General features: G+C 66.3%; 16 protein-coding genes and 1 pseudogene. 14 read left to right on the top strand and 3 right to left on the bottom strand.

Annotation, left to right across the window (positions count from 1 at the left end):
* The first annotated feature begins 180 nt into the window (after nucleotides 1-180).
* From E4K65_RS33920 to E4K65_RS48935, 4 genes and pseudogenes are all read left to right on the top strand, one after another.
* On the top strand, nucleotides 181-1014 hold the full coding sequence (locus E4K65_RS33920; protein WP_135177832.1) for an ABC transporter substrate-binding protein: 834 nt from the start codon (nucleotides 181-183) through the stop codon (nucleotides 1012-1014).
* Between the two features lie 54 nt (nucleotides 1015-1068).
* On the top strand, nucleotides 1069-2175 hold the full coding sequence (locus E4K65_RS33915) for a molybdopterin-binding protein (protein ID WP_135177831.1): 1107 nt from the start codon (nucleotides 1069-1071) through the stop codon (nucleotides 2173-2175).
* Between the two features lie 13 nt (nucleotides 2176-2188).
* Nucleotides 2189-4138, top strand: a complete 1950-nt coding sequence (locus E4K65_RS33910) for a molybdopterin biosynthesis protein (protein ID WP_167771375.1) — start codon at nucleotides 2189-2191, stop codon at nucleotides 4136-4138.
* A 51-nt stretch (nucleotides 4139-4189) separates the two neighbouring features.
* Nucleotides 4190-4327 (top strand): annotated as a pseudogene (locus tag E4K65_RS48935) (NAD(P)-binding protein); the annotation flags it as partial.
* A gap of 42 nt (nucleotides 4328-4369) precedes the next feature.
* Here the strand turns inward: E4K65_RS48935 and mobA are convergent.
* Both mobA and fdhD read right to left on the bottom strand, forming a co-directional pair.
* Complete coding sequence (gene mobA, locus E4K65_RS33900; protein WP_135177829.1) at nucleotides 4370-5011, bottom strand: molybdenum cofactor guanylyltransferase MobA; 642 nt, start codon at nucleotides 5009-5011, stop codon at nucleotides 4370-4372.
* Nucleotides 4992-5882 (bottom strand): formate dehydrogenase accessory sulfurtransferase FdhD, encoded by an 891-nt coding sequence (gene fdhD / locus E4K65_RS33895; protein WP_167771373.1) that lies wholly within the window; start codon nucleotides 5880-5882, stop codon nucleotides 4992-4994. The genes mobA and fdhD overlap by 20 nt, the downstream gene beginning before the upstream one ends.
* Before the next feature lie 209 nt (nucleotides 5883-6091).
* On the opposite strand from fdhD, the gene mobB reads away from it, so the two are divergent.
* The 9 genes from mobB to E4K65_RS33850 all read left to right on the top strand — a co-directional run bounded on the left by mobB (nucleotide 6092) and on the right by E4K65_RS33850 (nucleotide 16992).
* Nucleotides 6092-6619 (top strand): molybdopterin-guanine dinucleotide biosynthesis protein B, encoded by a 528-nt coding sequence (mobB, locus tag E4K65_RS33890; protein WP_135177827.1) that lies wholly within the window; start codon nucleotides 6092-6094, stop codon nucleotides 6617-6619.
* Nucleotides 6620-6628: 9 nt separating this feature from the next.
* The gene (locus tag E4K65_RS33885) at nucleotides 6629-7885 is read left to right on the top strand and encodes a molybdopterin molybdotransferase MoeA (RefSeq protein ID WP_135177826.1); all 1257 of its coding nucleotides are present in this window, start codon (nucleotides 6629-6631) and stop codon (nucleotides 7883-7885) included.
* Nucleotides 7886-7929: 44 nt separating this feature from the next.
* On the top strand, nucleotides 7930-8193 hold the full coding sequence (locus tag E4K65_RS33880) for a sulfurtransferase TusA family protein (protein ID WP_135177825.1): 264 nt from the start codon (nucleotides 7930-7932) through the stop codon (nucleotides 8191-8193).
* A 319-nt stretch (nucleotides 8194-8512) separates the two neighbouring features.
* Nucleotides 8513-10168 (top strand): OFA family MFS transporter, encoded by a 1656-nt coding sequence (locus E4K65_RS33875; protein ID WP_135177824.1) that lies wholly within the window; start codon nucleotides 8513-8515, stop codon nucleotides 10166-10168.
* 93 nt (nucleotides 10169-10261) lie between these two features.
* Nucleotides 10262-10543 (top strand): hypothetical protein, encoded by a 282-nt coding sequence (locus E4K65_RS33870; protein WP_135177823.1) that lies wholly within the window; start codon nucleotides 10262-10264, stop codon nucleotides 10541-10543.
* 154 nt (nucleotides 10544-10697) lie between these two features.
* A complete protein-coding gene (locus E4K65_RS33865) occupies nucleotides 10698-12401 on the top strand; it encodes an NADH-ubiquinone oxidoreductase-F iron-sulfur binding region domain-containing protein (protein WP_135177822.1) in 1704 nt (567 codons plus the stop codon).
* A complete protein-coding gene (fdhF, locus tag E4K65_RS33860) occupies nucleotides 12398-15166 on the top strand; it encodes a formate dehydrogenase subunit alpha (protein ID WP_135177821.1) in 2769 nt (922 codons plus the stop codon). The genes E4K65_RS33865 and fdhF overlap by 4 nt, the downstream gene beginning before the upstream one ends.
* A 248-nt stretch (nucleotides 15167-15414) precedes the next feature.
* Nucleotides 15415-15888, top strand: a complete 474-nt coding sequence (ybaK, locus tag E4K65_RS33855) for a Cys-tRNA(Pro) deacylase (RefSeq protein WP_135177820.1) — start codon at nucleotides 15415-15417, stop codon at nucleotides 15886-15888.
* Nucleotides 15889-15906: 18 nt separating this feature from the next.
* Nucleotides 15907-16992: a HupE/UreJ family protein gene (locus E4K65_RS33850; protein ID WP_135177819.1), complete on the top strand. Its 1086-nt coding sequence runs from the start codon at nucleotides 15907-15909 to the stop codon at nucleotides 16990-16992.
* A gap of 18 nt (nucleotides 16993-17010) precedes the next feature.
* Here the strand turns inward: E4K65_RS33850 and E4K65_RS33845 are convergent, their stop codons facing one another.
* A complete protein-coding gene (locus tag E4K65_RS33845; RefSeq protein WP_167771372.1) occupies nucleotides 17011-17691 on the bottom strand; it encodes a GntR family transcriptional regulator in 681 nt (226 codons plus the stop codon).
* A gap of 156 nt (nucleotides 17692-17847) precedes the next feature.
* Between E4K65_RS33845 and tcuA the strand changes: the two genes are divergently transcribed.
* Nucleotides 17848-19239, top strand: coding sequence for an FAD-dependent tricarballylate dehydrogenase TcuA (tcuA, locus tag E4K65_RS33840; RefSeq protein ID WP_027549437.1), 1392 nt, complete (start codon nucleotides 17848-17850; stop codon nucleotides 19237-19239).
* The last annotated feature ends 10 nt before the right edge of the window (nucleotides 19240-19249 follow it).

Here is a 19249-nt window from a genome sequence, read left to right as displayed (position 1 = left end):
CTTTGGTGAACGATCCTGAGGTGCTCACGTGGTGCGGGCCTTGCGGCTGTCGCGCGCGCAATCGGCGCCGCTCGGTGTATTGCCGAAATTTCCCGAACGGAAGCGCGCGAGGGCAAATGCGTCACGAGTGCGGCGCAATCGATCCTCATGATCACGGCCGTATCCAATGGGAACCAGCTCATGGCCTTTCGCCGCCTGTCCGTTGCACTCGCGCTTCTCTGCGGCCTCGCCGCGGGCGTGGCGGCGTCGTTCGCGGAGGACCGCGCGATCGTGCTGGCCTCGACCACGGCGACACAGGAGTCCGGCCTGCTCGATCATCTGCTGCCGATCTTCCGCGAGAAGACCGGCATCGAGGTGACGGTGATCGCGCGGCGTGCCGATGAAGTGCTCGACGGCGCGCGAAGGGGCGAAGTCGACGTCGTGCTGATGCACGCACGGCCGCAGGAGGAGAAATTCGTCGCCGACGGTTTTGCCGTGAAGCGTTTTGACGTGATGTACAACGACTATGTGTTGATCGGGCCGAAGAGCGATCCTGCCGGCGTGAAGGGCAAGGACATCGCCACCGCGCTGAAGGCGATCGAGGCCAAGGGCGCGCCGTTCGTGACGCGCGGCGATCGCTCCGGCACGCACGCCGCGGAGCTCGCGCTCTGGATCGTCGCCGGCATCGATATCGCCGCTGCCAAGGGCGCATGGTATCGCGAGGCCAAAGAGGGCATGGGCGCAGCGCTCGAAGCTGCGCGTGTCGCAAATGCGTATGTTCTGTCGGATCGCGGCAGCTGGATCGCCTTCCGAGAGCGCGGCGATCTCGACGTCATCGTCGAAGGCGACAAGCGGCTGCTCAACCAATACGGCGTGATGCTGGTCAACCCCGAGAAGTTTCCGAGCGTGAAGAAGGAGCTGGGGCAGACCTTCATCGACTGGCTGATCTCGCCGGACGGGCAGGCGGCGATCGCCGGCTACAGGGTCGACGGGCAGCAGCTGTTCTTTCCGAATGCGGACAAGTCGGCCGGCTGACATCTGCATCCGCGGCGGTTGCCAAACGGAGCGATGCATGGTCCATCATGGCGCATGACCCAGCGCCTGCCGCCATCGCTGACGCCGCTCGATACCGCGCTTGCCGCGTTGCTGCGAGACGTTGAACCGATCGCATCTGTCGCGTTGCCGTTGACTGAAGCGGTCGGCTGTATCGCGGCGGACGCTCCGCTGCTGGCGGCCTATCCGCCGCACGACATTGCCGGCACAGACGGGTGGGCGTTGCGCGCCAATGATCTCGTCGGCGCGTCCGCCTATTCGCCATCGCCTCTGGCGACGGCGCCGGCCTGGGTCGAGGCCGGCGACGCGATGCCGGCCGGATGCGACTGTGTGCTCGATGCCGACGCCGTCGAGATGTCTGGTCCGCTTGCGCAGGCACTGGCGGAGGGCGTCCCGGGGCAGGGCGTCCGCCGCGCCGGAAGCGACATCGCCGTTCGCACGCCTGCCGGCGCTGACGGGTATCCGGTCGGTCCGGCCGCGCTGATGCTCGCCGGCGTCGCGGCGGTGGACAGGCTGAAGGTGCGGCGGCCGCGGCTGCGCATCGTCAATGTACCGGGCGCAACGGCGACGGCGCATATGATTGCCGAGATCGCGCGCGCCGCGGGACTGGATGTGAAGGCGTTTGAGGCCGCCGCGCGCGATGACGCATCGATCGCCGATATGCTCGATGCTTCCTCTTGCGACCTGCTGCTGATTGTCGGCGGCAGCGGCGTCGGCCGCCGCGATGCCGCCGTCACGGCGCTGGCGCGGCGCGGTGACATGATCGCCCATGGCATTGCGCTTCAGCCCGGCCGCACCGCCGCGATCGGGCGGCTTGGCAAAGTTCCCGTCGTTGGCTTGCCCGGCTCGCCGGACCATGCGCTCGCAGTCTGGTTCGCGCTGGCGCTTCCGCTCGTCGATCGCTTGTCGGCGCGCCGGCCCCGCCGACAGGTGACCCTGCCGCTCGCGCGAAAAATCGCATCCAGTGTCGGCATTGCCGAAATCGCACTGCTGGCCGGGGAACATCATGCTTGGATGCCGCTTGCGGTGGGGGAGTGGCCGTTCCAGGCCATTGCCGGTGCGGATGCATGGCTGATCATTCCTGCCAGTCACGAGGGATTTGCAGCGGGCGCACCGGTCGATGCCTATCTGATGCGGGAGTGATATGGGTTCCGGCATGACGATGATCCCGCAATCGCAAGACCGCAGCGCGCTCGAACAGGAGCAGTTCCTGAAGATCCTTTCGCGCGAGGAGGCGATGGCGCGCTTCGAGGCGGCGCTGTTTCCGCGCGCGATTCCGAGCGAAACGCGCAAGCTTGCCGATACGCTCGGCGCGGCGCTCGCCGAAGACGTCACAGCACCGATCGACGTCCCGCCGTTCGACCGTTCCAATGTCGACGGCTTTGCCGTCCGCTCGGCGGACCTCGCCGCGGCCGGCGAAGGTGCGCCTGTTCGCCTTGCGTTGAACGGCGAGACCATCCATTGCGGCACCGCGCCGAGGATGCAAGTCGCCACGGGCACCGCGACGCCGATCGCCACCGGCGGCCCGCTGCCGCGCGGCGCCGACGCCGTCGTCATGGTCGAGCACACCCAGCCGGCCGGACCGGATGGGATCGATGTCCGCCGTGCCGCATCTCCCGGACAGTTCGTGTCCTATGCGGGCTCCGACATCGCGCGCGGCGAAGCGCTGCTGCGTGCCGGCACGACCATCGGCTCACGCGAGATCGGCATGCTGGCGGCCTGCGGCATCGCCGAGGTGGCCGTGGCGCGCAAGCCGCGTGTCGCGGTGATCTCGACCGGCGACGAACTGGTCCAGCCCGGCGAGATGCTCGCGCCCGCCGAGATCTACGACACCAACGGCGCGATCGTCGCCGCTGCGATCGACGAAAATGGCGGCGCGGCAATCTTCCTTGGCGCCATTCCCGACGACGAAGCGAAGCTCGAAGCCGCCATGCGTCGCGCGCTGGCGGACGCCGACATGCTGGTGCTGTCCGGCGGCACGTCGAAAGGCGCCGGCGACCTGTCCCATCGCATCATCGGCCGGCTCGGCCAGCCCGGCATCGTCGCGCATGGCGTTGCGCTCAAGCCCGGCAAGCCGCTGTGCCTCGCGGTCTGCGACGGCAAGCCGGTGGTGATCCTGCCGGGCTTTCCGACCTCGGCGATGTTCACCTTCCACGACATGATCGTACCGGTGCTGCGCAGGATGGCCGGCCTGCCGCCGCGCTCCGATGCCAAGGTCAGCGCGACCGTGCCGGTGCGCATCGCCTCGGAGCTCGGCCGCACCGAATTCGTCATGGTCTCGCTGGTCGAGGGCAGGGACGGTATGATCGCCTATCCCTCCGGCAAAGGCTCCGGTGCGATCACGTCCTTCGCGCAGGCCGACGGCTTTTTGCGCATCGACGCACTCGCCGACCAGATGCCCGCGGGGACCGAGGCCGAGGTGACGCTGTTCACGCCGCATGTGCGGGTGCCCGATCTCGTCATCGTCGGCAGTCATTGCACAGGCCTCGACCTCGTCACCGCACAGCTCGCGCATGCGGGCCTCACCGTGCGCTCGATCGCGGTCGGCAGCCTCGGCGGGCTTGCGGCGGCGAAACGGGGCGAGTGCGATCTCGCGCCGATCCATCTGTTCGACGACAGAACCGAGACCTACAACACGCCTTACCTGGTCGAAGGGCTCGAGCTCGTGCCGGGCTGGCGGCGGATGCAGGGCATCGTGTTCCGCAAGGGCGACAAGCGCTTCGAGGGCCTCGGCGCAAAGGACGCCGTTGCGGCCGCGCTCACGGACCCCGCCTGCATCATGGTCAACCGCAACCAGGGCGCCGGCACGCGTATCCTGATCGACCGGCTGCTCGCCGGTGCGCGCCCCGAAGGTTATTGGAACCAGCCGCGCTCGCACAATGCTGTTGCCGCGGCCGTCGCGCAGCACCGCGCCGACTGGGGCATGACCATTGCGCCGGTCGCCGATGCGGTCGGCCTCGGTTTCATTCCGCTCGCGGAAGAGCATTATGACTTCGCATTGGTGACGGCGCGCAAGCAGCGTCCGGCGGTGCAGGCCTTTCTCGACGCCCTCGGCTCGAACGAGGCGCGTGCGGCACTGGAGCGAGCGGGCTTCAGGCCCGCGTAGACGATAGATGACGGCGCGGCGTTTCAAGCTGCGCGACAGGTGGGGGACGCGATGGCAAGGCCGCTTTCGGTTGCGATCGTCGGTGCCGGCATGGGCGGGCTTGCGACCGCCGCGGCGCTGCGGCGCGTCGGCATCGATGCGATGGTCTACGAGCAGGCCTCCCAATTCGCCCGCATTGGCGCCGGCATCCAGATCGGCTGCAACGCCATGAAGGTGTTGCGCGCGCTGGGGCTAGGCCGCGTCGTCGAGCGCCGCGAGCCGCTCGGCCTCGGCGATGTCCTCGACCGTGTTGGCGTTGAAGAACGGATCGAGCGGCTCGGCCGGCCACGTCACCGTTGCGAGCGGATAACGTGCGGTCCAGCGGTCGATCTTGCGCAGGTCCTCGACGACCAGGGCGTGGCGCAGTTCGTCGCGCAAGGTAACGCGCCACAGCCCGATCACCGGATGCGACTGGTCGCCTGACGCAGCGACCGCGAGCTGCGCGCTCTCCCGCTCACGGGTTTCATGCAGGCGCGCGACGAGATCGCGCGGCAGGAATGGGCAGTCGCCGGCGGCGCTGAGCACCCATGCGAGCTCCGGCCGGTTCGCGGCGGTCCAGTCGAGCGCGGCGAGGATGCCGGCGAGCGGGCCGGGAAAGCCGGGCACGTCGTCGGCGACGACCTGCAAACCGAACGCGGCGAAACGCGCGGGATCGCCGTTGGCATTGAGGATCAGCCCGCCGCACTGGGGCGAAAGGCGTGCGATCACGCGCTCCAGGATGGTGCGTCCGCCTATGGTGCGCATCGGCTTGTCGCCGCCGCCCATGCGTCGCGCGAGACCGCCGGCGAGCAGCACGCCTTGCGTTGCCGGAATTTCAGTCGTCACCACCTTCACCCTTGCGCTTGTGCTTGGCCGACTCTTCCTCGACGTAAGCGAGGTTCTGGTCGTAGACGATGCGTTCCTCGCCCGCGAGCGCGATGAAGCGCTTGCCGCGGGTGCGGCCGACCAGCGTCAGGCCCACTTGCCTTGCGAGATCGACGCCCCAGGCGGTGAAGCCGGAGCGCGACACCAGGATCGGAATGCCCATGCGCACCGTCTTGATCACCATCTCCGAGGTGAGACGGCCCGTGGTGTAGAGGATCTTGTCGCCGGCATCGACGCCGTGGCGGTACATCCAGCCCGCGATCTTGTCGACGGCGTTGTGGCGGCCGACGTCCTCGGTGTAGCACAGCGGCTCGCCCTCCTTGCAGAGCACGCAGCCATGGATCGCACCCGCCTCCAGATACAGCGAGGGCATGGTGTTGATGGTCTGCGTCATCTGGTAGAGCCAGGAGGTGCGCAGCTCCGCCTTCGGCAGCGCGACGCTCTCGACCGCTTCCAGCAGATCGCCGAAGGCGGTGCCCTGCGCGCAGCCCGAGGTCTGCGTGCGCTTCTTCAGCTTGGCCTCGAAGTTGGTGTTGTGCTCGGTGCGTACGACGACCACCTGGAGATCGTCGTCGTATTCGACCTCGGTGACTGCGTCATTATATTTCAGCATGTTCTGGTTGAGCAGATAGCCCAGCGCCAGATATTCCGGATAATCGCCGATCGTCATCATGGTGACGATCTCCTGGGAATTCAGGTAGAGCGTCAGCGGCCGCTCCATCGGCACCTTGATCTCGACCTTGGCGCCGGTCTGGTCGGTCCCGGTCACGCTCTGGGTCAGGCGCGGGTCATCCGGGTTGGGGACGATCAGGGGCACCGGGGCTTTGTCGATCTTCATCATGGCCACGACGTTAGCATGACATTCGGGTCAAGCCGATATAAGCATACTGGCGGAAAGCGAAAATGCCGCCTCGTCGTCATTGCGAGCGCAGCGAAGCAATCCGGGAATGCCCCCGCGGAGACAGTCTGGATTGCTTCGCTACGCTCGCAATGACGGTGGAGAGAAGCGGTTCCACCAAAGACCCAGTCGCTCGCGGAGACGGATCGGTTATGAAAGTCATCGGCCTTGCAGGCTGGAGCGGCGCGGGCAAGACCACGCTGTTGACGCGGCTGATCCCGCATTTCAGCGCGCAGGGCCTGCGCGTCTCTGTCATCAAGCATGCGCATCACCAGTTCGACGTCGACGTGCCCGGCAAGGATTCCTGGCGCCATCGCGAGGCGGGTGCCGCCGAGGTGCTGGTTGCCTCGTCAAGCCGCTGGGCTCTGATGCACGAACTGCGCGGGGCGGCGGAGCCGCGGCTGCCGGAACTCCTGAGCAAGCTGTCTGCGGTCGATCTCGTCGTGGTCGAGGGTTTCAAGCGGGAGCCGCACCGCAAGATCGAGGTCTATCGTGCCGGCAACGGCAAGCCGTTGCTGTTTCCCGACGATCCCGGAATTGCCGGAATCGCGACCGATGCCCCGATTGACACCCGGCTGCCGACCGTCCATCTCGACGATATCCCGGCCGCGGCGGCGTTGCTGTTGCGTGCGGCGATGCCGGTCGAGGAAGCGGTCGCGAAAAGCGTTGCGATGCGCTGACGAGGCACCATGGCGCAACTGTCTGACGATTGCTTTGCCTTTGGCGGACCGATGATGTCGGTCGACGAGGCCGTTGGCCTGATCACGACGCGAGTCAACGCGATCGCCGATCTCGAAGCCGTGGCGCTGGTCGACGCGGACGGGCGCGTGCTGGCCCGAGACATCGCCGCGCCCCTGCCGCTGCCGCCCTTCACCAATTCCGCCGTCGACGGCTATGCCGTGCGCAATGCCGATCTTCCGGACGGTGCGGAACGGGCGTTCCCGCTCGATGGCCGCATCCAGGCCGGCGGCCTTGTTCAGGCGCCGATCAGGCCCGGCCACACCGCGCGCATCTTTACCGGCGCGCCGATGCCGCCGGATGCCGGGACCGTCTTCATGCAGGAAGATGTCCGCATCGATGATACCGGCAAGGTCGTGCTGCCGCCGGGGCTGAAGCCAGGCGCCAATGTCCGCCCTGCCGGCGAGGACATCCCCGAAGGGCACGTCGCGCTGCGCGCCGGCCAGCGGCTGCGGCCACAGCATGTCGCGCTTGCCGCGGCGTTCGGCCTTATCAGGCTCGACGTCGTCAGGCGCATCCGCGTTGCGGTGTTCTCGACCGGCGACGAGCTTGCGTCGCCGGGCGAGCCGCGCGCGGCCTCGCAGCTGTTCGACTCCAACCGCTTCATGCTGATGGCGATGCTGCGCCGGCTCGGCTGCGAGGTCAGCGACCTCGGCATCCTGCGTGACGAGCGGACCTCGCTTGCCGATGGCTTGAAGCAGGTTGCAGGCAGCCACGACCTGATCCTCACCACCGGCGGCGTCTCGACCGGCGAGGAGGATCACGTCAAGGCGGCGGTCGAGAGCATCGGCTCGCTGGTGCTGTGGCGGATGGCGATCAAGCCGGGCCGTCCGGTGGCGATGGGCATCATCGGCGGCACGCCGCTGATCGGCCTGCCCGGCAATCCCGTCGCGAGTTTCGTCACCTTCGTCCATGTGGTGCGGCCGACGGCGCTGGCGCTGATGGGTGGTTTGCCGGAACCGCTGTTGCCGATCCCGGTGCGCGCGGCGTTCGCCTACAAGAAGAAGATCGGCCGCCGCGAATATGTCCGCGCCTCGCTGCGGCGCGGAGAAGACGGCGCGCTGGAGGCCATCAAGTTCCCGCGCGAAGGCGCCGGCCTGTTGTCGTCGCTGGTCGAGACCGACGGCCTCGTCGAACTCGGCGAGGACATCACGCGTGTCGAGCCAGGACAGGGCGTGGGTTTCCTGCCCTATGCCGATCTGCTCTGACCGGTTGCGTTGACGGCAGGGACCGGCACCGCCATGTTGCGCCCATGACCAGAACCACGCTCGATCTCACCGGGCTGAAATGCCCGCTGCCCGCCCTGAAGACACGCAAGGCGCTCAAACCGTTGCAGCCGGGCGATCAGCTCGAGGTGTACTGCACCGATCCCCTGTCGGTGATTGACATTCCGAACCTGATTCGCGAGACCGGCGACACGGTGGAGATCACCGAGCGCAACGACGCGCGCATCGTGTTCTTGATAGAAAAAACAAATGGTCCGATAAGCAACGCCAATGGTGCGCTGCGTTCGTGAGCGCGTTACCGCGTTGATACCGACCTTTTGTCTATCGACATCGATCATGGCTTCTGCCCAAATCGACTTTCTCCGTGCGGGCGCGGAGGTTGAGTGTTGTCTGCGATACGCGGATCAACGGGCCAAACACGAAGCCTGCACGTCGTGTCGGGCATAGAGCCCCCGCTCGCGGGGTTTATTTTTCGGAGGTGCGTGACCGGTCCTGGCGCGCGCCGGATGATGATGCGGGGCAGCGGGGACAGCTGGCTGCACCGTGAATGGCTGAGGATCAGGATCTTAGCGGCAGGCTGCTCAGAAGGGCGGCTTAGGGGAGGACTGTATGTCGACTATTGAGAGCGCTGGAACGATTTCAGGCGCTGGCGCCGGCTTTCTTGATCGTGAGCGGACGATCGCGACCGCCGGCTTCAATCGCTGGCTGGTGCCGCCTGCGGCGCTGTGCATCCATTTGTGCATCGGCATGGCCTACGGCTTCTCGGTGTTCTGGTTGCCGCTCTCACGCGCGATCGGGCTGACCGCGCCAAAGGTCTGCGGGGATATTTCGCTGTTCCAGGAACTGTTCACGACCAGCTGCGACTGGAAGGTCGCCAGCATGGGATGGATGTACACCCTGTTCTTCGTGTTGCTCGGTATCGCGGCTGCAGTCTGGGGCGGCTGGCTGGAACGCGTGGGACCGCGCAAGGCCGGCTTCGTCTCGGCGCTCTGCTGGTGCGGCGGCCTCTTCCTCGGTGCGATCGGGGTCTACACCCATCAGCTCTGGCTGTTGTGGCTGGGCTCGGGCGTGATCGGGGGCATCGGTCTTGGCCTTGGCTATATCTCGCCGGTGTCGACGCTGGTGAAGTGGTTTCCGGACCGCCGCGGCATGGCGACCGGCATGGCCATCATGGGCTTCGGCGGCGGCGCCATGATCGGCGCGCCGCTGGCGAACCTCCTGATGAACTACTTCAAGAGTCCGACGTCGGTCGGCGTCTGGGAGACCTTCGTTGCGATGGGCGTCATCTACTTCGTGTTCATGATGATCGGCGCGTTCCGCTATCGCTTGCCGCCGCCCGGCTGGCAGCCGGAAGGCTGGACCCCGCCGTCCAAGGCCAACGCGATGATCTCGAAGAACAACGTTCATCTCAACGACGCACACAAGACGCCGCAGTTCTGGCTGATCTGGTGGGTGCTCTGCCTGAACGTGTCGGCCGGCATCGGCGTGATCGGCATGGCCTCGCCCATGCTTCAGGAGATCTTCGCCGGCAAGCTGATCGGCCTGCCGGACGTCGGCTTCAACGCGCTCGATGCCGGGCAGAAGGCGCAGATCGCAGCGATCGCCGCGGGCTTTGCCGGATTGCTGTCGCTGTTCAACATCGGCGGCCGCTTCTTCTGGGCGTCGCTGTCGGACAAGATCGGACGCAAGAACACCTACTACACCTTCTTCATCCTCGGCATCGTGCTCTATGCGCTGGCGCCGACCTTTGCGGCGATGGGCTCGAAGCTGCTGTTCGTGCTCGGCTTCGGCATCATCCTGTCGATGTATGGCGGCGGCTTCGCGACCGTGCCGGCCTATCTCGCCGACATGTTCGGCACGCAGTTCGTCGGCGCCATCCACGGCCGGCTGCTGACGGCATGGTCCACCGCGGGCATCATCGGCCCCGTCGTGGTCAACTACATCCGCGAGTTCCAGCTCGCGGCCGGCGTGCCGCGCGACCAGCTCTATAACACCACCATGTACATCCTGTGCGCGATGCTGATCGCGGGCCTGATCTGCAACTATCTGATCAAGCCGGTCGATTCGAAGTGGCACATGAAGGATGCCGATGTCGCCAAGTTGCAGGCAGCGAGCGCCAGCGCCGCCGCGGCGGGGCCGCACGGCTCCTACGGCATCGGGTTCGGCGGGCTTGACGCCAAGGCGGCGCTGTTCTGGGCCTTCGTCGGCATTCCCCTGCTCTGGGGTGTCTGGAAGACGCTGGAGAGCGCGGTCAAGATATTCTGATCGCTATCAAGACAGCCGCAGGATGCTCATCATCGGCGTCCCGCGGCGTTCGCCTTTCAGACATCATCGAGACTGGGACTTAGGGGGATTTAAATGCTTCGTACCCGAATTTGCCTTGCGGCCGTGTTGCTGGTCGCTGGCCTTCATGCCGCGTCCGCGCAAACCGCGGCGGCACCTGCCACCACCGCACCGGCGACGACGACGGAGGCCAAGCCGGGCAAGATCAAGCTCACCATGCAGAAGCTGAAGGACATGAAAGCGAAGTGGTCCGCCAACAAGCCGAAGCTCAAGGCCTGCCGTGCCGACGTGAAGTCCAAGGGCCTCGCCGGCGACGACCGCTGGTTCTACATCGAGGAGTGCATGAACAAGACCTGAGGTCGGGTTCCACGAACAGTTCGAGGCAAGGGGCGTGGGGCTTGTTGGCCGCATGCCCCTTAAATGCTTAACGGAACGGATGAATTCTCTTGGCATCTGGTATGCCAAGAGTTAGAATTGGACCTGTTCTAAAGAAGGTTGACGAGACTCATCGATGAGCCATGACGTGCACGAGGTCCGCTCGTTCGAACATCCGGGCGAGGGACGGAAGCGAGCCAAGGCCACGCCCAAGGGGCGGCAGGTCGATCCCACCGCCGCACACGAGATCGAGCAGTTGCTCGGCGATCGCCCGCGGCGGCGCGACCTCCTGATCGAATATCTCCACCTGATCCAGGACACATATCACCAGATCTCGGCGGCGCATCTCGCCGCGCTTGCCGACGAGATGAAGCTCGCTTTCGCCGAGGTGTTCGAGACCGCGACTTTCTACGCGCATTTCGACATCGTGAAGGAAGGTGAGCCTGACATCGCGCCGCTGACGATCCGCGTCTGCGATTCTCTCACTTGCGCGATGCTGGGCGGCGAGAAGCTGCTCGCGGATTTGCAGAGCGCGTCGGGTCCCGGCATCCGCGTCGTGCGCGCGCCCTGCGTCGGCCGCTGCGACACCGCACCTGCCGCGGAAGTCGGACACAACTTCGTCGATCATGCGACCGTCGCCAATGTGATGGCGGCCGCGAAGGCCGGCGACACCCACGCGCATCTGCCCAAATATATCGGCTACGACGCCTATGTCGCGGGCGGCGGCTACAAGCTGCTCAATCGCGTTCGTTCGGGTGAATTGCCGAAGGACCATCTGCTGAAGGCGCTCGACGACGCCTCGCTGCGCGGCCTCGGCGGCGCCGGCTTCCCGACGGGCCGCAAATGGCGCGCGGTGCTGGGCGAGCCCGGTCCGCGGCTGATGGCGATCAACGGCGACGAGGGCGAGCCCGGCACGTTCAAGGATCGCGTCTATCTCGAAAGCGATCCGCACCGCTTCATCGAGGGCATGCTGATCGGCGCGCATGTGGTGCAGGCTTCCGACGTCTACATCTACCTGCGCGACGAATATCCGGCCTCGCGCGAGATCCTGGAGCGCGAGATCGCAAAGCTGCCGCCGGATGGCCCGACGCTGCACATGCGCCGCGGCGCCGGCGCCTATATCTGCGGCGAGGAATCTTCGCTGCTCGAGAGCATCGAGGGCAAGCGCGGCCTGCCCCGGCACAAGCCGCCTTATCCGTTCCAGGTCGGCCTGTTCGGCCTGCCGACGCTGATCAACAACATCGAGACGCTGTGGTGGGTGCGCGACATCGTCGAGAAGGGCGCCGACTGGTGGAAGGGCCACGGCCGCCACGAGCGTCATGGCCTGCGCAGCTTCTCGGTCTCTGGCCGCGTGAAAAATCCCGGCATGAAGCTCGCGCCATCAGGCATCACCGTGCGCGAGCTGATCGACGAATATTGCGGCGGCATGGCCGACGGCCACACCTTCTACGCCTACCTGCCGGGCGGCGCGTCCGGCGGCATTTTGCCGGCATCGATGGACGACATCCCGCTCGATTTCGGCACGCTGGAGAAATACGGCTGCTTCATCGGCTCGGCCGCGATCGTGATCCTGTCGCAGAAGGACAGCGTGCGCGCAGCGGCTCTGAACCTGATGAAGTTCTTCGAGGACGAGAGCTGCGGCCAGTGCACGCCGTGCCGCGTCGGAACCCAGAAGGCGGCGCTGCTGATGCAGAAGCCGGTCTGGGACCGTGCCTTGCTGGAAGAATTGAGCCAGGCGATGCGCGATGCCTCGATTTGCGGGCTCGGACAGGCGGCATCGAATCCGCTTGCCACCGTGATCAAATATTTCCCTGACGAGTTCAAGGAAGCGGCCGAATGACCAAAATCACGTTCGAGCTCGACGGCAAGCAGGTCGAGGCCAGTCCCGGCGAGACCATCTGGCAGGTCGCAAAACGCCAGGGCCGCGACATCCCGCATCTGTGCTACTCGCCGGCGCCCGACTATCGCCCCGACGGCAATTGCCGCGCCTGCATGGTCGAGATCGAGGGCGAGCGCGTGCTCGCCGCATCCTGCAAGCGCACGCCGTCGGTCGGCATGAAGGTGAAGACCGAAAGCGCGCGCGCGGTTTCGGCGCAGAAGATGGTGATGGAGCTGCTCGTCGCCGACCAGCCGGCGCGCGAGACCTCGCACGATCCGGATTCGAAGTTCTGGCACTGGGCCGAGACCACCGGCGTCACCGAGAGCCGCTTTCCTGCCGCCGAGCGCTGGGCGACCGACGCCAGCCATCCGGCGATGCGCGTCAATCTCGATGCCTGCATCCAGTGCGGCCTGTGCGTGCGCGCCTGCCGCGAGGTGCAGGTCAACGACGTCATCGGCATGGCCTACCGCAATCATGGCTCGAAGATCGTGTTCGACTTCGACGATCCCATGGGTGAGTCCACCTGCGTCGCCTGCGGCGAATGCGTGCAGGCCTGCCCGACCGGCGCGTTGATGCCGGCCGTGATGCTCGACGAGAAGCAGACCCGCGTCACCTATGCCGACAGGAAGGTGGACTCGCTCTGCCCGTTCTGCGGCGTCGGCTGCCAGGTCACCTATGAGGTCAAGGACGAGAAGGTGATCTATGCGGAGGGCCGCGACGGTCCCGCCAACCGCAACCGTCTCTGCGTCAAGGGCCGCTTCGGCTTCGACTACATCCACCATCCGCATCGCCTGACCAAGCCGCTGGTGCGGCTGCCCAATGCGAAGAAGGATGCCAACGACCAGGTCGATCCGGCCAATCCCTTCACCCATTTCCGCGAAGCGAGCTGGGAGGAAGCGCTCGACATCGCCGCCAAGGGCCTCGTCAAGATCCGTGACGAGAACGGCGTCAAGGCGCTCGCCGGCTTCGGCTCGGCCAAGGGCTCGAACGAAGAGGCCTATCTGTTCCAGAAGCTGGTGCGCACCGGTTTCGGCTCCAACAATGTCGACCACTGCACCCGGCTGTGCCACGCCTCGTCGGTGGCGGCGCTGTTCGAAGGCCTGAGTTCGGGCGCCGTGTCGGCGCCGTTCTCGGCGGCGATGGACGCCGAGGTGATCATCGTGATCGGGGCGAACCCGACCGTGAACCATCCGGTCGCCGCCACCTTCATCAAGAACGCGGTCAAGCAGAATGGCGCCAAGCTGTTCGTGATGGACCCGCGCCGGCAGACGCTGTCGCGCTATGCGACCAAGCACCTGCAGTTCAAGCCCGGCTCCGACGTCGCCATGCTGAACGCGATGATCAACACGATCATCACGGAAGGCCTGACCGACGACCAGTACATCGCCGGCTACACCGAGGGCTTCGAGGACCTCAAGGAGAAGATCAAGGAGTTCACGCCGGAGAAGATGGAAGCGATCTGCGGCGTCCCGGCGCAAACGCTGCGCGAGGTTGCGCGCACCTATGCGCGGGCAAAGTCGTCGATCATCTTCTGGGGCATGGGCATCAGCCAGCATGTCCACGGCACCGACAATGCGCGCTGCCTGATTGCGCTCGCGCTGATCACCGGCCAGGTCGGCCGCCCCGGCACCGGTCTGCATCCGCTGCGCGGCCAGAACAACGTGCAGGGCGCCTCCGACGCCGGCCTGATCCCGATGTTCCTGCCGGACTACCAGCCGGTCGGCCGCGACGACTTGCGCGGCGCCTTCGAGAAGCTGTGGCAGCAGGATCTCGATCCCGTGCGCGGCCTCACGGTGGTCGAGATCATGAACGCGATCCATGCCGGCGAGATCAAGGCCATGTATATCGAGGGCGAGAACCCCGCGATGTCGGACCCCGATCTCCAGCATGCGCGGCACGCGCTCGCCATGCTCGACCATCTCGTGGTGCAGGATCTCTTCGTCACCGAGACCGCGTTCCACGCCGACGTCATCCTGCCGGCCTCGGCCTTCGCCGAGAAGGACGGCTCCTTCACCAACACCGATCGCCGCGTGCAGCTCGCGCGTCAGGTGATCAAGCCGCCGGGCGATGCGCGGCAGGATCTCTGGATCATCCAGGAGATCGGCAAGCGCATGGGCCTGCCGTGGAATTATGCCGGCCCCGGCGATGTCTACACCGAGATGGCAGAGCTCATGCCGTCGCTCAAGAACATCAGCTGGGAACGGCTGGTGCGCGAAGGTGCCGTCACCTATCCGGCGGACGATCCGAACAAGCCGGGCAACGAGATCATCTTCACCGCCGGCTTCCCGACCGCGAGCGGGCGCGGCAAGATCGTGCCGGCCCACGTCATCCCGCCGGACGAGCTTCCCGACGCCGAATATCCGATGGTGCTCTCGACCGGCCGCGTGCTTGAGCATTGGCACACCGGCTCGATGACCCGCCGCGCGCAGGTGCTCGACCAGATCGAGCCGGAGGCGGTCGCCTTCATGAGCCCGAAGGACATGCGCAAGAAGCAGCTCGCGCCGGGTGACTTCATTCGCCTGGAGACCCGCCGCGGCGCCGTCGAGGTCAAGGTCCGCTCCGACCGCGACGTGCCGGAGAACATGGTGTTCATGCCGTTCTGCTACGCGGAAGCGGCGGCGAACCTCCTGACCAACCCGGCGCTCGATCCGTTCGGCAAGATCCCGGAATTCAAGTTCTGCGCGGTCAAAGCCGAGCGCGCCGAAATGCGGGACGCGGCGGAGTAGGCGCTGCAATAGCTTTGGCGGGGCGCCGCTAGCCAAACCGCTGCTGTCGTCCCGGCGAAGGCCGGGACCGATACCGCGCGATATCTCGATTGCGGACGGTCGCAATACCGGACCACGAATCTTCGCCAAACAACTCCCTGGGGTTATGGGTCCCGGCCTTCGCCGGGACGACACCGGGGGTGTGGCGTGTGCGTGCACCCACGTCGCCGTCCCTTCGCTCCTCGCGGCGGCGGTGGTAAACATCGCCCATGTCCAAAGTCACTCCCGCCACACGTGCGCTCGCGGCCGCCGGTGTTGCCTTCACCGTGCACGCTTACGACTATGATCCCGATGCCGAGAGCATCGGGCTCCAGGCCGCCGCCGCGCTTGGCGAGCATCCCGCGCGCGTCTTGAAGACGCTGATGGCGCTCGTCGACGGCAAGCCGGTCTGCGTGATCGTTCCGTCCGACCAGGAAGTCTCGATGAAGAAGCTCGCCGCGGCGGCGAGCGGCAAGTCGGCGCAGATGATGAAGCCACCGGAGGCCGAGCGCGTCACCGGCTTCAAGGTCGGCGGCATCAGCCCGTTCGGGCAGCGCAAGCCCGTGCGCACCGTGATCGAGCAGAGCGCGCTCGCGCATGACTATGTCTATCTCAATGGCGGCCAGCGCGGCTTGCAGGTGCGGCTCAAGCCCACCGACGTTAGGGATGTCTCCAAAGCGGTCGTCGCGGATGTGCTGGCGTGAGGGCGATGGAGCTGGATCATGAGGCGGGCCCGGCTGCTGTGGCTCGCGGCTCTGCTCGGCGCCTGCTTTCCGGCTGAGGCGCATCAGGTCAACCTCGCGACGGCGCGCGTGGCGCTGACCGGCGATCGCACGGTGACCGTCGAGCTGGGATTGAAAGGCAGCGACGTCGATCGCCTGATCGGCACGAAGATTTATGATGCGCGGCAGGATGCGGTCGATCCGGCCGCGGTCGAAGCGGCCAGGACCGCCATCCTTGCCTATCTCGATGGGCATCTGGCCGTGACAGGCGGCGGCACGGCTTGCGCGCCAGGTGCTGCTGCGATCCTCCCCGACGGGGACGGCGTCGTCTATCGCAACAGTTTCGCCTGCGCGAACACGACCGGCGATATCCTCTATCGCTCCACCGTGCTGACCGAGAAGGACAAGGGCGCGCGCCAGATCGTGCTGATCGCGCAGGGCAGGTCCGAGGCGCAGGCCCTGCTCGACTCCGGCAACACGACGGTCACGCTCTCGACGGCGCCGCCATCGCTGTCCTCGACCATGCAGCGCTATCTCCTCGCCGGCATCGAGCATATCTTCCTCGGCTACGATCATGTCGCGTTTCTGGTCGCAGTCATGCTCTGGGCACGCCGGCTCGTTCCGGTCATCAAGATCGTTACCGCCTTCACCATCGCTCACACCATGACGTTGTCGCTGGCGGCGTTGAATGTCCTCGTCATCCCGGGTCGCATCGTGGAGCCCGCGATCGCGGCCTCGATCGTGTTCGTGGCGGTGGAGAATTTTGTCTCGCGCGATATCGACAAGCGCTGGCGCGTGGCCTTTCTGTTTGGCCTGATCCACGGCTTCGGCTTTGCCGGCGCGCTTCGGGAGATAGGCTTGCCGCCGGATGCCATTGTCCCGGCGCTGGCCGCCTTCAACGTCGGCGTCGAGATCGGGCAGATTGCGATCGTTGCGGTCATGCTGCCGATGCTCGGCCTGCTGGACCGGCTGACCAGTGCCGGCCGTACCGAGCCGGTGCGAACCGCAAAGCTCGTCTACACGGTGTCCGCAATCATCAGCCTGCTCGGTGGCTATTGGCTGCTGACGCGCGTGTTCGAGGCGTGATCGGGCGGACGATCCGGCCTATTGCTTCTGCAACAATTTCAGCCGGCAGCGCAGCGCTTCGCGGATGTGCGCGCGCGCGAGCTGTTCGGCCCTGTCGCCGTCGCGCGCGGCGATCGCGTCGATGACGGCCTGGTGCTCGCCGTGGCTGGTCGAGGGACGTCCCGTCACCGTGAAGGTGGTCGGGCCGAGCAGGGCGATCCAGTCCTGTAGTTCGCGGGAGGCGTTGTCGAGATAGCGGTTGCGCGCCGCGCGGCAGATCGCCTCGTGGAAGGCGCGGTTGAGCCTTGCCATCTCGATGGCGTCGGCCGCGGACGCCTCGACAAAGGTCTGCTCGATGTCCCTGAGTGCGTCGATCTCGGTTGCCGAGGCGTGCTCGGCGGCTAGGCGCGCGGCGGCGCCTTCCATGATCTCGCGCATGGCGTAGAGTTCGAGCACCTCGGAAATATCGAGGTTGCGGACGATCAGGCCGCGGCCGCCGGCGGGTTCGACGAAGCCGCGCGCCGCGAGCCGGCCCAGCGCTTCGCGCACCGGCGTGCGACTGACCTTCAGCCGCTGCGCCACCTCCTCCTCCCGCAGGCGATCGCCCGCACGGTAGCTGCCGGCCTGGAGCGCTTCGCACAGTGAGCGGAACACGGCTTCGCCCAGCGCGACGCCCGCGCCGCGCGCGATCGATCCTGCCTTTGCCGGGCGTCTGGTCATGCATCCTCGAAGCGCCAAGCGCATCCTGCCCATGCAGAGATGTCGCTTGCGCAGCTTCTGTATATCTTTGTATACAAAGGTACGCAATGGCGGACCGGTTGACCGAGGCCGCCGGCGGGCAGAATGTCTCCAACTTCGTCGCATCGGGCAGACGGCATGAGCAGCAAATACGACGTGCTGGTGATCGGCGGCGGCAATGCGGCGCTGTGCGCGGCGATCGCGGCGCGTCGTGGCGGCGCCTCGGTGCTGGTGCTCGAAGGCGCGCCAAAGTTCTATCGCGGCGGCAACACCCGCCACACCCGCAACATGCGCTGCGCCCATGACGCCGCCACCGAAATCCTGACCGGCCCCTACACCGAGGAGGAGTTCTGGGAGGACCTGCTGCGCGTGACCGGCGGGCAGACCGACGAAGTGCTGGCTCGCCACATGATCCGCGAATCCAAGGACATCCTGAACTGGATCGTGGAGCAGGGCGTGCGCTGGCAGCCCTCGCTCGGCGGCACGCTGAGCCTCGGCCGCACCAACTCCTTCTTCCTCGGCGGCGGCCGCGCGATGCTGAATGCGCTCTACCTCACCGCCGAGCGACTCGGCGTCGATGTCGAATACGATGCCGAGGTCATCGACCTCGTGATCGAGGACGGGATGTTCCTGGCCGCCCGCCTCAAACGGCCGATCAAGGGCGAGACCGAGATCCGCGCGACGTCGCTGGTCGCCGCGGCCGGCGGGTTCGAGGCCAACATCGAATGGCTGAAGCAATATTGGGGCGATGCCGCCGATAATTTCCTGATCCGCGGCACGCCCTACAACCGCGGTTCGATCCTGAAGATGCTGCTCGACAAGGGCGTACAGGAGGTCGGCGATCCCACCCAGTGCCATGCGGTGGCGATCGACGCCCGCGCGCCGAAATTCGACGGCGGCATCATCACCCGCCACGACTCCGTGGTATTCGGCATCGTCGTCAACAAGCACGCGCAGCGCTTCTACGACGAGGGTGAGGACATCTGGCCGAAGCGCTACGCGATCTGGGGCCGGCTGGTCGCTGCGCAGCCCGACCAGATCGCCTACATCATCTTCGATTCCACCGTCGTCACGAGCTTCATGCCGACGCTGTTCCCGCCGATCGCCGGGCAGACGGTGGCCGAGCTCGCCGGCAAGCTCGAGCTCGATCCGGCCGCGCTTGAAAAGACCGTTACCGAGTTCAACGCCGCGGTGCGGCCCGGCACCTTCGATCACACCATCCTGGACGACTGCCGCACCGAGGGCATCACGCCGCCGAAGACGCATTGGGCGCGGCGGATCGAGACACCGCCCTATCTCGCCTATCCGGTGCGGCCCGGCATCACCTTCACCTATCTCGGTACGCGCGTGACCAGGGAGGCGCGGATGCTGATGGCCGACGGCAAGCCGTCGGCGAACATGTTCGCGGCCGGTGAGATCATGGCCGGCAATGTGCTCGGCAAAGGCTATGCGGCGGGCATGGGCATGACCATCGGCAGCGTGTTCGGGCGGATCGCAGGCCGGGAAGCGGCACGCCATGCGAAGAACTAGAATGAAGAAA

It is taken from the genome of Bradyrhizobium niftali, assembly GCF_004571025.1.
Classification (GTDB): Bacteria; Pseudomonadota; Alphaproteobacteria; order Rhizobiales; family Xanthobacteraceae; genus Bradyrhizobium; species Bradyrhizobium niftali.
The sequence above is the reverse complement of the archived record's forward strand: the minus strand, read 5'-3'. Positions and strand labels throughout refer to the sequence as shown.